General features: G+C 70.5%; 12 protein-coding genes. 4 read left to right on the top strand and 8 right to left on the bottom strand.

Annotation, left to right across the window (positions count from 1 at the left end; all coding sequences use genetic code 11):
* Window positions 1-74: 74 nt before the first annotated feature.
* Window positions 75-1,079, bottom strand: a complete 1,005-nt coding sequence (locus ACYVHG_RS10640) for an enoyl-CoA hydratase/isomerase family protein (protein WP_461167407.1) — start codon at window positions 1,077-1,079, stop codon at window positions 75-77.
* Between the two features lie 73 nt (window positions 1,080-1,152).
* Here ACYVHG_RS10640 and ACYVHG_RS10635 point away from each other — a divergent pair, with 73 nt between their 5' ends.
* The gene (locus ACYVHG_RS10635; protein ID WP_461167406.1) at window positions 1,153-2,976 is read left to right on the top strand and encodes an ABC-F family ATP-binding cassette domain-containing protein; all 1,824 of its coding nucleotides are present in this window, start codon (window positions 1,153-1,155) and stop codon (window positions 2,974-2,976) included.
* Window positions 2,977-3,034: 58 nt separating this feature from the next.
* Here ACYVHG_RS10635 and ACYVHG_RS10630 read toward each other — a convergent pair whose 3' ends face one another.
* The 4 genes from ACYVHG_RS10630 to ACYVHG_RS10615 all read right to left on the bottom strand — a co-directional run bounded on the left by ACYVHG_RS10630 (window position 3,035) and on the right by ACYVHG_RS10615 (window position 7,306).
* Window positions 3,035-3,949 carry a 4-(cytidine 5'-diphospho)-2-C-methyl-D-erythritol kinase gene (locus tag ACYVHG_RS10630; RefSeq protein WP_461167405.1) on the bottom strand — a complete coding sequence of 305 codons (915 nt, stop codon included), beginning with the start codon at window positions 3,947-3,949 and terminating at the stop codon, window positions 3,035-3,037.
* Between the two features lie 10 nt (window positions 3,950-3,959).
* A complete protein-coding gene (gene rsmA / locus ACYVHG_RS10625) occupies window positions 3,960-4,865 on the bottom strand; it encodes a 16S rRNA (adenine(1518)-N(6)/adenine(1519)-N(6))-dimethyltransferase RsmA (protein WP_461167404.1) in 906 nt (301 codons plus the stop codon).
* A gap of 19 nt (window positions 4,866-4,884) precedes the next feature.
* The gene (locus ACYVHG_RS10620; RefSeq protein ID WP_461167403.1) at window positions 4,885-6,351 is read right to left on the bottom strand and encodes a transglycosylase family protein; all 1,467 of its coding nucleotides are present in this window, start codon (window positions 6,349-6,351) and stop codon (window positions 4,885-4,887) included.
* A 106-nt stretch (window positions 6,352-6,457) separates the two neighbouring features.
* On the bottom strand, window positions 6,458-7,306 hold the full coding sequence (locus ACYVHG_RS10615; RefSeq protein WP_461167402.1) for a TatD family hydrolase: 849 nt from the start codon (window positions 7,304-7,306) through the stop codon (window positions 6,458-6,460).
* A gap of 124 nt (window positions 7,307-7,430) precedes the next feature.
* Between ACYVHG_RS10615 and ACYVHG_RS10610 the strand changes: the two genes are divergently transcribed.
* Window positions 7,431-8,609 (top strand): DUF7373 family lipoprotein, encoded by a 1,179-nt coding sequence (locus tag ACYVHG_RS10610; RefSeq protein ID WP_461167401.1) that lies wholly within the window; start codon window positions 7,431-7,433, stop codon window positions 8,607-8,609.
* Between the two features lie 34 nt (window positions 8,610-8,643).
* Here ACYVHG_RS10610 and metG read toward each other — a convergent pair whose 3' ends face one another.
* A complete protein-coding gene (gene metG / locus ACYVHG_RS10605; protein WP_461167400.1) occupies window positions 8,644-10,194 on the bottom strand; it encodes a methionine--tRNA ligase in 1,551 nt (516 codons plus the stop codon).
* Between the two features lie 137 nt (window positions 10,195-10,331).
* Between metG and ACYVHG_RS10600 the strand changes: the two genes are divergently transcribed.
* Complete coding sequence (locus ACYVHG_RS10600; RefSeq protein WP_461167399.1) at window positions 10,332-11,156, top strand: DUF559 domain-containing protein; 825 nt, start codon at window positions 10,332-10,334, stop codon at window positions 11,154-11,156.
* A 79-nt stretch (window positions 11,157-11,235) separates the two neighbouring features.
* On the opposite strand, the gene ACYVHG_RS10595 is transcribed toward ACYVHG_RS10600, so the two are convergent.
* A complete protein-coding gene (locus tag ACYVHG_RS10595; protein WP_461167398.1) occupies window positions 11,236-11,538 on the bottom strand; it encodes a hypothetical protein in 303 nt (100 codons plus the stop codon).
* A gap of 178 nt (window positions 11,539-11,716) precedes the next feature.
* Here ACYVHG_RS10595 and ACYVHG_RS10590 point away from each other — a divergent pair, with 178 nt between their 5' ends.
* Window positions 11,717-12,835 carry an aminodeoxychorismate synthase component I gene (locus ACYVHG_RS10590; protein ID WP_461167397.1) on the top strand — a complete coding sequence of 373 codons (1,119 nt, stop codon included), beginning with the start codon at window positions 11,717-11,719 and terminating at the stop codon, window positions 12,833-12,835.
* Here the strand turns inward: ACYVHG_RS10590 and rsmI are convergent.
* A complete protein-coding gene (gene rsmI, locus ACYVHG_RS10585; protein WP_461167396.1) occupies window positions 12,808-13,650 on the bottom strand; it encodes a 16S rRNA (cytidine(1402)-2'-O)-methyltransferase in 843 nt (280 codons plus the stop codon). The two genes, ACYVHG_RS10590 and rsmI, sit on opposite strands and share 28 nt — an antisense overlap.

Raw genomic sequence — 13,650 nt, 5'->3', positions numbered from 1 at the left:
CCCACGAACGTGGTCACCGCCGCGAGAACAGCCGCTCTCGTGTGTCCCGTCTATCGATGTCTACCTCACAGCCGTTACGAATCGCCGATGATCTTCTCGATCCGGGACTCCTCGACATCGTTGACCGTCGCCGGATCGAAGTGCGGATCGCGGGTCTTGTCGACGAGGACCGCGCGGATGCCCTCGACGAAGTCGGGGCGGCGGATCAGGCGGGCACCGACCACGGCCTCCTCCGCCAGGCACTGCGCGAGGGTGCGCTCGCGGGCCTGCTGGATCAGGTCGAAGGTGACGAACACCGATGTCGGGCAGGCGGTCGCGAGTTGCTCGCGGGCGGTGTCGGCCCATCCGCCCTCGGTGACCGCGAGCGCGGCGAGGATCTCCGGGACCGATCCCCGGCCGAAGACCTCGGCGACCTGATCGAGCGGCAGCACCGGCGCCGGTGCGGGCGCGGCGAACTCGGCGAGCACCACGTCGAGGTCGCGGCCGGCCAGCAGCGCCGCCTTCACCTGTTCCATCGACTCCGAGGCGACGAAGTGCGTGGCGAGCCCGACGGCGAGCGCGTCACCGGCGCCGATCCGCGCGGCGGTCATACCCATCAACTCGCCCACCCCCTGCGGCAGCCGGCTGAGGATGTACGTCGCGCCCACGTCCGGCAGGAACCCGATCGCCACCTCCGGCATGGCGAGCAGGGCCTTCTCCGAGACCACTCGGTGCGAGCCGTGCACCGAGACACCGATGCCGCCGCCCATGTCCACCCCGTCGATCAGGGCGATCACCGGCTTGCCGAACTCGGCGAGCCGCAGGTTCATCTCGTACTCGGCGCGGAAGAACGGGGTGAAGTCCTCCCCGGCGACCACCTGGTCGCGGATCGCACGGATATCGCCGCCGGCGCAGAAGGCCTTCGGTGAGCCGGAGGTGATCAGCACGCGGGTGACCCCCTCGTCGGACTCCCAGGCCTGCAGGGCCTCGTCGATGGCGCGCACCATGTCCATGGTGAGCGCGTTGAGCGCCTTGGGCCGATTCAGCTCGATGTGCCCGGTGCCGCCGGCCACGGTGGTGACGATCTCGGTCTCGCTCACTGCACGCCTTCCAGGATTGGTCGCATATCCAACTAGTTCAGTCTGACAGGCACCCGCGTAATCTGGAGCGGCGATGGCGAATCTTCTCGGCGCGGACGCGCTGCACCTCGAGTACCCGACCAAAACGGTCTTCGATTCGGTGTCCCTGGGCGTCAACGACGGGGACCGGATCGGCATCGTCGGCCGCAACGGTGACGGTAAATCGTCGCTGATCGGGATGCTGGCCGGCACCCGCGAACCCGACTCCGGCCGGGTCACCCGGCGCGGCGGCGTCCGCGTGGGCGTACTCACCCAGACCGACGACAACGACGACACTGCCACCGTCGGCCGCGCCGTGGTGGGCGAGACCCCCGAACACGAGTGGGCCGGCAATCCGAAGGTGCGCGACATCATCGCCGGGCTGCTCGGCGGGATCGCCTGGGACGCAGTGCTGGGCTCCCTGTCCGGCGGGCAGCGGCGGCGGGTGCAGCTCGCGCAGTTGCTGGCCGGTGAGCACGACGTCCTGATCCTCGACGAGCCCACCAACCACCTCGACGTCGAGGCCATCGAGTGGCTGGCCGGACACCTGAAGAAGCGCTGGCCGGCGAACCAGGGCGGCCTGCTGATGGTCACCCACGACCGGTGGATCCTGGACGAGGTGTGCACCACCACTTGGGAGGTGCACGACCGGATCGTCGAGCCGTTCGAGGGCGGGTACGCGGCGTACATCCTGCAGCGCGTGGAGCGGGACCGCCAGGCGGCGTCGATCGAACAGAAGCGGCAGAACCTCGCCCGCAAGGAACTGGCCTGGTTGCGGCGCGGCGCACCAGCGCGCACCAGCAAGCCGAAGTTCCGGATCGACGCGGCGAACGCACTCATCTCCGACGTCCCGGAGATCCGCAACCGCACCGAATTGCAGTCACTGGCGGTCTCCCGCCTGGGGAAGGACGTCGTCGACATCCTCGACGTCTCGGTGGCCTACGGCGACAAGCAGGTGCTCTCCGAGATCGAGTGGCGCATCGCACCCGGTGAGCGCACCGGCGTCCTCGGGGTCAACGGCGCCGGGAAGTCCACCCTGCTCGGACTGATCGACGGTGGCACCTCCCCCACGTCCGGCACCGTCAAGCGGGGCAAGACGGTGAAGGTCGCCACGCTGACCCAGCGGCTCGACGAATTGGAGCAGCACTGGGACGATCCGGTGCGGGTGGTGCTGGCGGACCTGGCGACCAGCTTCACCGTGGGCAGTGGTTCGAAGGCGCAGGAGCTCACCCCCTCGCAGTTGCTGGAGCGGCTGGGCTTCGCCTCGGCGCAGCTCTCCACGCCGGTCAAGGACCTCTCCGGCGGGCAGAAGCGGCGGCTGCAACTGCTGCTGATCCTGCTGGATTCGCCGAACGTACTGATCCTGGACGAGCCGACCAACGATCTGGACACCGACATGCTGGCCGCGATGGAGGATCTGCTCGACTCCTGGCCGGGGACGCTGATCGTGGTCAGCCACGACCGCTACTTCCTGGAACGGGTCACCGATCAGCAGTACGCCATCCTGGAGCGGCGGCTGCGGCACCTGCCCGGCGGTGTCGACGAGTACCTCGCGCTGCGCCGCGCACAGCACGGGGCCGGGACTCAGGCCGGTGCCGGTCCGGGAGCCGACAGCGGGACCGGGGTCGGGGTCGAGAGCGGGACGCAGACCGGGCTCAGCGGTGCGGAGCTGCGGGCGGCGCAGAAGGAGGTGAGTGCGGTCGAACGGCGGATGACGAAGCTGTCCGGGCAGATCGACACCGCCAAGACCGCGCTCGCCGATCACGACCAGAACGATTACGCCGGGCTGGCCGAGGAGATGAAGAAGATCGCCGCACTCGAGGACGAGCTGGCCGAGCAGGAACTGCGCTGGCTGGAACTGTCCGAGGCGCTGGAGTAGCGCACGCGCTCCCGCTAGGGGACGCCGACCGCCCCGCTAGGGAGCGCCGACCGCCCCGCTAGGGAGCCACGGTGGCGCCGGGCACCGGACCGGAGGCCACGCGCACCGTCCGGCTGACTCCGGCACCGGCGAGCTCACTGCCCACGTCGACCGCGTGCTCCGGTCCGGCGCACAGGAACGCGCAGGTCGGACCGCTGCCGGAGACGATCGCGGCGAGCGCGCCGGCATCCAGGCCCGCTCGCAGTGTGCGCCGCAGACCCGGCTGCAGCGACAACGCCGCAGCCTGCAGATCGTTCACCAGCAGCGGAGCCAGCCGATGCGGGTCACCGGATGCCAGAGCCGCGAGCAGTTCGTCCGGATCCCCCGCTCGGGGCGGATCACCCGCCTCGCGCAACCGGTCCAGTTCGCGGTACACCGCCGGGGTGCTGAGTCCGTCGCGAGCCAGCGCCAGCGCCCAGTGGAACTCGCCGCGGGCCAGCACCGGCACCAGGCTCTCGCCGCGGCCGGTGCCCAGCGCGGTGTGCCCGTGCAACGAGAACGGCACGTCCGAGCCCAGGGTCGTGCCGATGTCGTCGAGCTCGTCGCGGGAGACGTCGAGCCCCCACAGCGTGGCGGCACCGAGCAGCGCGGCGGCGGCGTCGGCGGACCCACCGGCCATCCCACCCGCGACCGGGATGCCCTTGGCGATCCTGATCCGCACCGCCGGATCCCGGTGGTACCGCTGCGCCAGCGCGATCACCGCGCGCGCCGCCAGATTCGTCCGGTCACCGGGTACCTCGCCGGCACCGTCGCCGATGATCTCGACACTGAGCTCGTCCGCGAGGGTCAGGGTGACGTCGTCGTGCAACGACAGGGCCTGGAAGACGGTCACCAGTTCGTGGAAGCCGTCCGGACGCACATCACCGACGCCCAGGTGCAGATTCACCTTGGCGGGGGCGCGCACGGTCAGGGAACTGGGGACGACGGACAGCACGCGGTCCACCCTACGGCGCAGCGGGCCCGCAACCGCGCAACGCCTTCGCGCGCGCCAGCGCGGCGAAACCGTCGATACCGAGCTTCTCGCCCCGCTCGCGCGGATCGATCCCCGCCGCCACGAGCAGTTCCTCCGCCGCCGCGGGGGAACCGGCCCAGCCGGCCAGCGCCGCCCGCAGAGTCTTACGACGCTGCGCGAACGCGGCGTCCACGGCCGCCCAGAGCTGGATGCGGTCGACGTCGGGGCGCTGGTCCGGGCTCAGCAGATCGATCCGCACCAGCCCGGATTCGACGTTGGGTTCCGGCCAGAACACCGCCCGGCCGACGGTGCCGGCCTTGCGGACCGCGCCGTAGTAGGCGGCCTTGACCGACGGGACGCCGTACACCCGCGACCCCGGGGCGGCGGCGAGCCGGTCCGCCACCTCCAATTGGACCATCACCAGCACCGTGCGCAGGGTGGGGACCTCGGCCAGCAGGTGCAGCAGCACCGGCACCGAGACGTTGTACGGAAGGTTCGCCACCAGCACCGTCGGAGCGCCGGCGGCAGCGACCTGTGCACCGGACACCTTGAGCGCGTCCTGCCCGATCACGGTGAGGCCGGCGGCGAGCTCGGGGGCGCGCTCGGCCACCGTCTGCGGAAGCTGCTGCGCGAGCACCGGATCGATCTCGATGGCGGTGACCGCGGCCGCGGCGTCCAGCAGTGCCAGGGTCAGCGAACCCAGTCCCGGGCCGACCTCGAGGGCGATGTCGCCGGGGCGCACATCGGCGGCGGCGACGATCTTGCGGACCGTGTTCGGATCGTGCACGAAGTTCTGCCCCAGCGTCTTGGTGGGGCGAACGGACAACTGCCCGGCCAGCGCGCGGATCTCCGCGGGGCCGAGCAGTCGTGCCTTGTTCTTGAATTCGGCGCCGGTCACAGCATGTGACTGTACTGGGCTACTCCGACCGGCCGGACAGACCCAGCTTCGACGAGCAGGTCGGCCAGGCGCCCCAGCCCTGCTCGGCCAAGGTCTTGCGGGCGATGTCGATCTGCTCCTCGCGGGAGGCGAGATCGGCGCGCGGGGCGTACTTGCCGCCGCCGAAGGCCAGCCAGGTCGAGTGCGTGAACTGCAGGCCGCCGTAGAAGGAGTTACCGGTGTTGATGGACCAGTTGCCGGTGGCCTCGCACTGCACCAGGCGATCCCAGACCGAGCCGGGAGCCACGAACGGCGCACCCGGGGCGGTGCCGGTGGCCGTCACACCGGCCACGCCCGGGTCGGTGACCTTCGAGGTGATCTTGTCGCGGGAGACGACCTTGCCGTCGACCACGCGCTCGCGGTACTGGACCTCCTGCGTCCCGGGCTTCCCCGGGTTCACGACCTGGGTCTTGCCGTTGGTGAGCTTCGGGTCGTCGATCTTCTTCGGCGGCGCGGTGTAGGGCTCGGTGACGGTGACGTCGGAGACCCGGTCACGCGAGACCGTGATGGTCATGTCCGGTGTGATCGGCGACGACGCGCTCGGGGTGACCTTGTCGTTCTGGATCAGCGGCGCGCCCATCTTGGCGAGGTACTCGCCGACGGTGCGCCCGGCCGCGTCGGCCTTGACCGTCTTCCCGGCGTCGACGACGGTGGCCGCGACCGGCGTGACCACCGAGACCGCACCGCCGGTCAGCGGAACGGCACCGTCAAGCGGGACGGAGACGAAGTTCTTCGCGCCACCGAGACCCGCGGAGGCCAGCGCGGCCCCCATGGTGAGGTCGGTGGTCTTGACCGTGCGGACCTGCCCGTTGACGTTGACCGCGATGTCCCGGGCGCGCTGGACAGAGATGGTCCTGTCGGCGCCGAGGGACTGGTTCAGTGCGGGCGTCACCTTGTCGGCGCCGCCGGCCTCGATACCGGCCGAGCGGAGGATGGACTCCACCGAGCGGCTCATGGTGGAGACCTCGCGGGGCTGTCCGTCGACGGTGACGGTGACGTCCTCGTACATCGCGATGGCGGTGCCGCCGGTCGCCATGAGAGCGATCAGCATGGCGCCGGTGACGGCCTGCACGGGGCGGGTGTGCAGCGCGTCGAGACGGGCCGCGAGACCGCTCCTGGGAGCACCCTGCTCCGCCTCGGCCTGCTGAGCACGAGCTGCCTGAGCCTCACCCTGCTGGGAATCGAGCTCCTGGGCGCCGGGCTGCGGCGCGGAGTCGGCGACGTGGGTCAGCGCCTCGGCCTCCTGCACGGTCTCGTGGCCGTACACCTCGACCTCGAGATCGACCAGCTCCTGGTCGACCGGGCCGGCGGCGCTGCTGCGCGCCAGCACCTGGTCGACGTCGAATTCCGCGGTGCGCTCGCCGGTCCGGCTGAACGCGCCGCGGCGCTGCCGAGCGATCCGCTGATCGTCGGTGATGGCGTTGTCGTCTGCGTCGAGTTCAGGCACTGGTGACTTCCCGTGGATTCATGCGATGTTGTTCATACGGCGTCGTTTAGGTCGCCGTTACATCACAGTACGGTAACGGAGAACCGGGACTCATGCCACTTCCGCGTCAAACATCCGCCGAGAATGTGGCGCCGAACACACGATCCGCCGTCGCCGTGGACTCTGCCACCAGCTCCTGAACCGGCATTTCCCGCAGGTCAGCGAGGAATTGTGCGGTGTAGGGCACACAGTAGGATTCGTTCGGCGCGCCCCGGTACGGATGCGGGGTGAGATACGGCGCATCAGTCTCGACCAGCAGTTGATCCCCGGGCACCAGGCGGGCGGCCTGCTGCAGCTCCGTCGCATTGGAGAAGGTGACGGTGCCGGAGAAACTGAGCACGTACCCGCGGTCCACGCACTCGCGGGCCATCGCGGCGTCACCGGAGAAGCAGTGGAAGATCACCTGCTCCGGGGCGCCGAACCGGTCCAGATCGGCCAGGATGTCGGCGTCGGCGTCCCGGTTGTGGATCATCAGCGGCTTGCCGAGCCGCTTGGCCAGGTCGATGTGCCAGCCGAAGGCGGTGTGCTGCTGCTCCGGTGTGGCCACCGAGTCACGCTTGCCCAGCCAGTACCAGTCGAGACCGGTCTCACCGATCGCCACGCACCGCGGGTCCGCGGCGAGCCGTTCGAGTTCCGCCGCGGCACCGTCGAGTTCGAGCTGGTGCGCATCGGTGGGGTGCAGTGCCACTGCGGCGAAGACCCGCTCGTCCCAACGGGAGGCGTCGATCACGAACCGGGCCTGATCCAGATCGCAGGCCACCGTCACCACCCGGCCGACGCCGGCGGCTCCGGCCCGGTCGAGCAGCTCGCGCACCGCCTCCGGGCTGCGGGCGCCGCATCCGTCGAGGTGGGTGTGCGCATCCACCAGGCCGGGCAGCGGTGTGGGCAGCGGAGGCGGCGGCTTCTTCTTCCCCATGACGTCCATTGTCGCCGTCGTGCTCGCGCGCCCGACCTTCGGACCATGTTTAATCCGATGTTAAGCGACCGCGAAGCGCGCTCCGGTGGGCTCGACGGGTAGTACACACGAGGAGAAGACGTATATGAACAGGCCCATCCTGTCCGCAGCCGCACTCGGCCTCGCCGCACTGCTCACCGGGTGCAGCACCACCGCCGGTGAGCCGGTCAACACCCCGTCAGGGGCGCCGTCGGGCGGCTCGCCGGCCGGAACCACTCACGCCGTCCCGGCCGGACTGGACACCGGCGGGTACCCCACCACAGCCGTGCCGGTACCCGCGCCGACGCCCGAATCGGCGTGGGTGATGGAGGGCAACCGGATGGCGGACGCGCTGATCCAGGTGAACCAGGTCGATCCGCGGATGGTGATCGGCGGCGCCGCGCTGCGGTCGTTCCCGGTGCTCAGCGGCAATCAGCTGCGCACCCGCGTCCCCGATGCGACCGCCGAGGTCTTCCAGCGCAGCGGAATGCGGGTGGGCATGACCACCACCCGTGGCGACACCCTGGAGTCACCCCGGATCGCCATGCGGATCGGCCTGTACCGGTTCGGTACACCCGAGGCGGCCACCAAGGCCTTCGAGGCGGTCAAGGTCGCGACCGCCCGGCTGCGGCCGATCCCGGTGACCGGGACCGACGGGGTCAGCGCCGCCGAGTTCAAACCGGGCACCGTCGACTCGTACCGGGCCGAGGGCCCGTTCGTGATCAACATCAGCGGCACCGACTCCACCACCGCCGCGGCGGCGCAGCTGGTGGCCAAGGGGTACGAACAGCAGCTGCCGCAGCTCCGGAAGTTCACCCCCACCCCGGACGCCGAGATCGGGCGGCTCGCGACCGACGTCAACGGCGCCCTGGGCCGCACCCTGCCGCAGGACTCCGACACGGAGAAGCAGGAACTGTCCACCGGAGCCTTCGGGATCGACGGGGTCCTGCACCGCATCTCCGACATCCGGTCGGCCGACGTCTACCGCGCCGCGGGAGTCGACAGTGCGGCCCAGCGCGGGTCCGTCGTGTACCGGACCTCGGATGAGTCCGCGGCGCAGACCCTGGCCGCCGAACTGGCCAAGTCCACCCCGACGCGGGCGCAGCCGAAGGCACCGTCACCGGCCCAGCTGCCTCAGTCGCCGTGCTACCAGCGCTCCGACTCGAAGGTCTTCGCCTGCGTGGTCGTGGTCGGCCGCTGGGTGGGAACGGCGAACGGCAGCTCACTGATCGAGGCGCAGCGCAAGGCCTCGGCGCAGTACGTGATCCTGGCGAACGCGAGGTAGCCCCGGGGGGGGCAACAGCCCGGGACGGGTGCCGTCAGGCGGGCTCGGGTTCGACGTAGCGAGGGAAGACGCCCTGCGGTTTGGGCAGTGCGGTCCCCGGGCGCAACCGGTCCGTCAGCGCGGCGAAGCTGCGCTCCTCGCGCGGCTGCTCGAGCAGGTCGAGCAGTTCCGCCGAGGACTCCGGCATCACCGGCTGCAGCAGCAGCGAGACCTGCCGCACCACCTCCGCGGTCACGTACAGCACCGTCGCCATCCGGTCCGGATCACTGGCCTTGAGCTTCCACGGCTCCTGCGCGGAGAAGTACCGGTTGGTGTCGGCGAGCACCTCCCAGACCGCCTCCAGGTACAGGTGCAGGGCCTGGTTGTCGACGTGCCCGCGCACCGTCGCCAGCAGGGCGTCGGTCTTGGCGAGCAGGGCGTCGTCGTCGGGAGTCAACGCGCCCGGCGTGGGCACCGTGCCCGCGCAGTTCTTGTTGATCATCGACAGTGACCGCTGTGCGAGATTACCCAGCTCGTTCGCGAGGTCGGCGTTGATCCGCCCGACGATGGCCTCGTGGCTGTAGCTGCCGTCCTGGCCGAAGCTGACCTCGCGGAGCAGGAAGAAGCGCAGCGCGTCCAGTCCGTACTCGGCGATCAGGGCGTGCGGGTCGACGACGTTGCCGACCGACTTGCTCATCTTCTCGCCGCGGTTGAACAGGAAGCCGTGTGCGAAGACCCGCTCAGGCAGTTCGATGCCCGCGCTCATCAGGAAGGCCGGCCAGTACACCGCGTGGAAGCGGATGATGTCCTTGCCGATGATCTGCAGTTTCGGCGGCCAGTAGGCCTGGAACCGCTCGGAATCGGTGTCCGGGTATCCGGCGCCGGTGAGGTAGTTGGTGAGCGCGTCCACCCAGACGTACATGACGTGCTCGGGGTCGCCCGGTACCGGGACGCCCCAGTCGAAGGTGTCGCGGCTGATCGAGAGGTCCTTCAGTCCGCCGGAGATGAAGCTGACGATCTCGTTGCGGCGGGTGGCCGGTTCCAGGTAGCCGGGGGTCCGCTCGAACATCTGCAGCAGCTTGTCCTGATAGGCGGACAGCTTGAAGAAGTACGAGGCCTCCTCGGTCCACTCCACCTCGGTGCCGGTATCGGTGGACACCCGCACACCGTTCTCGGTGACCGTGGTCTCGTCCTCGGCGTAGTAGGCCTCGTCGCGGACGGAGTACCAGCCCGAGTACTTGCCCAGGTAGATGTCGCCCGCGTCCACCATCCGCTGCCAGATGGCCTTCGACGCCTGGTAGTGATCGGTATCGGTGGTGCGGATGAACCGGTCGAACGTCGACCCCACTGCACGCTGAAGGGACTCGAAGGCGGCGGCGTTGCGATCGGCGAGGGCCTTGGTCTCGATGCCCTCCTTCGCGGCGGTCTGCTGCATCTTCAGGCCGTGCTCGTCGGTGCCGGTCAGGAAGAACACGTCGAAGCCGTCGAGGCGCTTGAACCGCGCGATCGCGTCGGTGGCGATGTACTCGTAGGCGTGCCCGATGTGCGGGACACCGTTGGGGTAGGCGATCGCCGTGGTGATGTAGAAAGCCTTGTCTGCAGCCATGATGCGCCCAGCTTATCGCCGGTGTCGCGGGCGGCCTCGGGCGGGAATCGCCGGGGCGCCTGTGGACGGAGCGGTTCTCTCCACAGGTGGGGCCCGAGCGCGGGGGTGCGCCGGTCGTGGCGGAGCAGTCTGATCGCATGGCCGGACACGGGGTGATCACACGGACCGAATTGCTGGCGGGCGGCTACTCACCCCGGGAGATCCGGCGGGCCCTGCACAGCGAGCGGCTGACCCTGCTGCGCCGCGGCTGGTACGCCGAGACCGGCGCCGATGCCGAGGTGGTGCGCGCGGTCACCGCGGGCGGCGGGGTCAGTTGTGTATCCGCGCTGGCCAGGCACCGGGTGTGGGTACCGGAGTCGGCGCGCGGACTGCACGTGCGGCTCAGTGAACGGTCCCGGCAGCGGGGGCACAAGGGACTACGGGTGTGCGGGCCGTCGATCGTGGCACCGATCGCACCGGTCGACGAGGTCCCGGTGGCGGTGCGCGCGGCCACCGGTTGTGTCCGTGGCGATGCGCTGGTCGCGGTCCTCGATTCGGTGTGCAATCGCGGGCTCCTGCAACCGGGCGAGCTGGCCGGACTGCTGCGCGGCAGCTCGCGGCGGGTGCACCGGGCACTGCTGGCGGTGGACGGCTCCGCCGAGTCCGGCACCGAGACACAGGTGCGGCTGCATCTGCGGCGCGAGCGGTTACCCCACCGCACGCAGGTCTTCATCCCTGGTGTCGGATACGTGGATCTGTTGGTCGGACGCAGTCTGGTGATCGAGTGCGACAGCCGCGCGCATCACGCCGGGGATGCGATCGACACCGACCGGGACCGGGATCTGGTGCTGACCACGCTGGGATTCGAGGTGCTGCGAGTGACCTACCAGCAGGTGTTCACCCGGTTTCCTGCGGTGGCGGCGGCGATCGCCAGGAAGGTCGCGGCCGGCGATCACCTGCGGGAGACCGATTACCGGCCGTGATACCGGCGGTGGCCGCACGAATGTCGGTGCATACGGCGCTCGAGTTCTGCGACCTGGGAAAACAGAGGGGGTGCGCCGCTCAGACCGACATTCGTGCGGGCTCTCCGGGTACAGCGGCTGAGGGCGGCACCGCGGGCACCGAGTCCAGGGCCAGCACGGATCCGGATTCGAGCTGGAACCGCGCGATCTCGCGGCCGTAACGCACGTAGACCACATCGACGTCCACACCGAGCACCTCGGTGTCCGGCGTCGGACCGGTCGCCGCGGAGCCCGCGAACTCCCCGGCCACGTAGAAGCGGACCCGGCTGCGAGCACCGTGCCGCACATGCACCCAGGTCAGACGCCCACCCAGGGTGGCGCCGCCGTCGATCACCGCGTTCATCACAGCTCCTCAGGTGGATGCTCGGACGTTCTAGGGAGATGGGTGGCAGGCGGATCGGGGTGAGTGGGAGAGATCCGCCGGCCACTTCTCACCCTGCCGGGCGCACCCGGTCCGGCACATCCGGTGAATCCCCCATCCTTCCCCCAGTCCGGGTGCGGTCGCGTGACAGGATGGCGCAGTGCAACCGGTCGAGCTGCTGCGGGCGCTGCGGGAACGCGGGCTGCGCCCCGCCGCACTCCTCGGCTCCTGGGGCGGCTACCGCGCGGTGATCGCACCGACTCCCGAACTGCGTCCTGGTGCACTGCCCGACGGTGGCCCGTGGCTCGGTTTCCTCGGCTACCCGGACACCACCGGCGACTCCCGCCTGGTCCCGCAGGTCGTGGGCGGCGACCCCGGACCACTGCTGCTCCTGGATGACGACGGACGCTGGACCTGCACCGATCCGGAGTTCGACGTCCCCGACACCGCGCCGGCAGCGCGGCCGTGGACCGCCGCCTGGACCGCCCCGGACCGTGGCGATCACCGCGCCGCGGTGCTGGCCTGCCAGGAGGCGATCCGCGCCGGCGACGTCTACCAGGTGAACATCTGCACCCGGTTCGACGGCACCCTCACCGGTGACCCGCTCGACCTGTTCGCGGACATCGCCGCGGCGACCGGCCCGGCGAAGGCCGCCTACCTCGACGGCGACTGGGGCGCGGTGGCGTCGTTCTCCCCCGAGACCTTCCTCACCGACCGCGACGGCGCGCTCACCGAACGACCGATCAAGGGCACCCTGCCGCTGCGCCGACCACCGCAGGACCTGCGGGCGAGCGGTAAGGACGTCGCCGAGAACGTGATGATCGTCGATCTGGTCCGAAACGACCTGGGCCGGGTCGCCGAGGTCGGGACCGTCCGCACCCCGGAGCTGCTGCGGGTGCACGCCGCGCCGGGCGTATGGCACCTGGTGTCGACGGTGACCGCGACCGCCCGGCCCGGCACCACCCGCGCCGAGTTGCTGGAGGCGACCTTCCCGCCGGCCTCGGTGACCGGCACTCCGAAGCTCGCCGCCCGCGAACGCATCACCACCTGGGAGCGGCACAGCCGCGGCACCTACTGCGGTGCGATCGGCATCGACCATCCGCTGACCGGCCTGGACCTCAACGTGGCGATCCGCACCGTCGAGGCGCGCGGCGGCATCCTCCGGCTCGGGGTGGGCGGCGGTATCACCATCGACTCGCAGCCGGACGCCGAGTGGCGCGAATGCCTGGACAAGGCCGCGACGATCGTGGGCTACCGGGCGGCCAGCGCCGCCTCGTAGAGCTCGCGTTTGGAGGCGCCGGTGTCGGCGGCGACGGCGGCGCAGGCGTCCTTGAGCCGCTCCCCCGCCTCGACCCGCGCCAACACCGCGGCCACGTGGTCCTCCGGGTCGGCGGAGGCCGGATCGGCGCCGGCGATCACCACGGTGATCTCACCGCGCACCCCGTCCGCGGCCCACTGGGCGAGTTCGCCGAGGCCGCCGCGCCGGACCTCCTCGTAGGTCTTGGTCAGTTCCCGGCAGACCGCCGCCCGGCGGTCCGCGCCGAGCACGTCCGCGGCGTCGGCCAGGGTCTCGGCCAGACGGTGCGGGGACTCGAAGAACACGCACGCGCGCCGCTCGCCGACCAGTTCCGCCAGCCAGGACCGCCGGGCACCGGACTTGCGGGGCGCGAAACCGTCGAAGGCGAACCGCTCCACGGGGAGGCCGGACAGCGCCAGCGCGGTGGTGACGGCCGACGGTCCGGGCAGGCACGTCACCCGGTGTCCGGCCTCGACGCAGGCCGCGACCAGGCGATATCCCGGGTCGGAGACCGAGGGCATACCGGCGTCGGTGATCAGGAGCACTGTCTCACCGGCTTCGAGAGCGGTCAGCAGTTGGGGGATCCGGCCCTGCTCGTTGTGGTCGTAGAAGCTGAGGATCCGCCCGCGCGGCTCGACCTGCAGGGAGGCGGCCAGGGAGCGGGCGCGGCGGGTGTCCTCGGCGGCGATCACATCGGCCTCGCGCAGTGCTGTGGTCAGCCGCGCGGTGGCATCGCCGGGATTGCCCATGGGGACCCCGGCGACGATCAGCACACCGCTCGTATCCTCGGATCCCAC

It is taken from the genome of Tsukamurella serpentis, from assembly GCF_054780975.1.
The sequence above is the reverse complement of the archived record's forward strand: the minus strand, read 5'-3'. Positions and strand labels throughout refer to the sequence as shown.

Coding starts and splice junctions, on each gene's coding strand:
- ACYVHG_RS10600 (WP_461167399.1), top strand. CDS start 10,332: ATGGCCGGACACGGGGTGATCACACGGACCGAATTGCTGGCGGGCGGC.
- ACYVHG_RS10595 (WP_461167398.1), bottom strand. CDS start 11,538: ATGAACGCGGTGATCGACGGCGGCGCCACCCTGGGTGGGCGTCTGACC.
- ACYVHG_RS10615 (WP_461167402.1), bottom strand. CDS start 7,306: ATGGGGAAGAAGAAGCCGCCGCCTCCGCTGCCCACACCGCTGCCCGGC.
- metG (WP_461167400.1), bottom strand. CDS start 10,194: ATGGCTGCAGACAAGGCTTTCTACATCACCACGGCGATCGCCTACCCC.
- ACYVHG_RS10635 (WP_461167406.1), top strand. CDS start 1,153: ATGGCGAATCTTCTCGGCGCGGACGCGCTGCACCTCGAGTACCCGACC.
- ACYVHG_RS10610 (WP_461167401.1), top strand. CDS start 7,431: ATGAACAGGCCCATCCTGTCCGCAGCCGCACTCGGCCTCGCCGCACTG.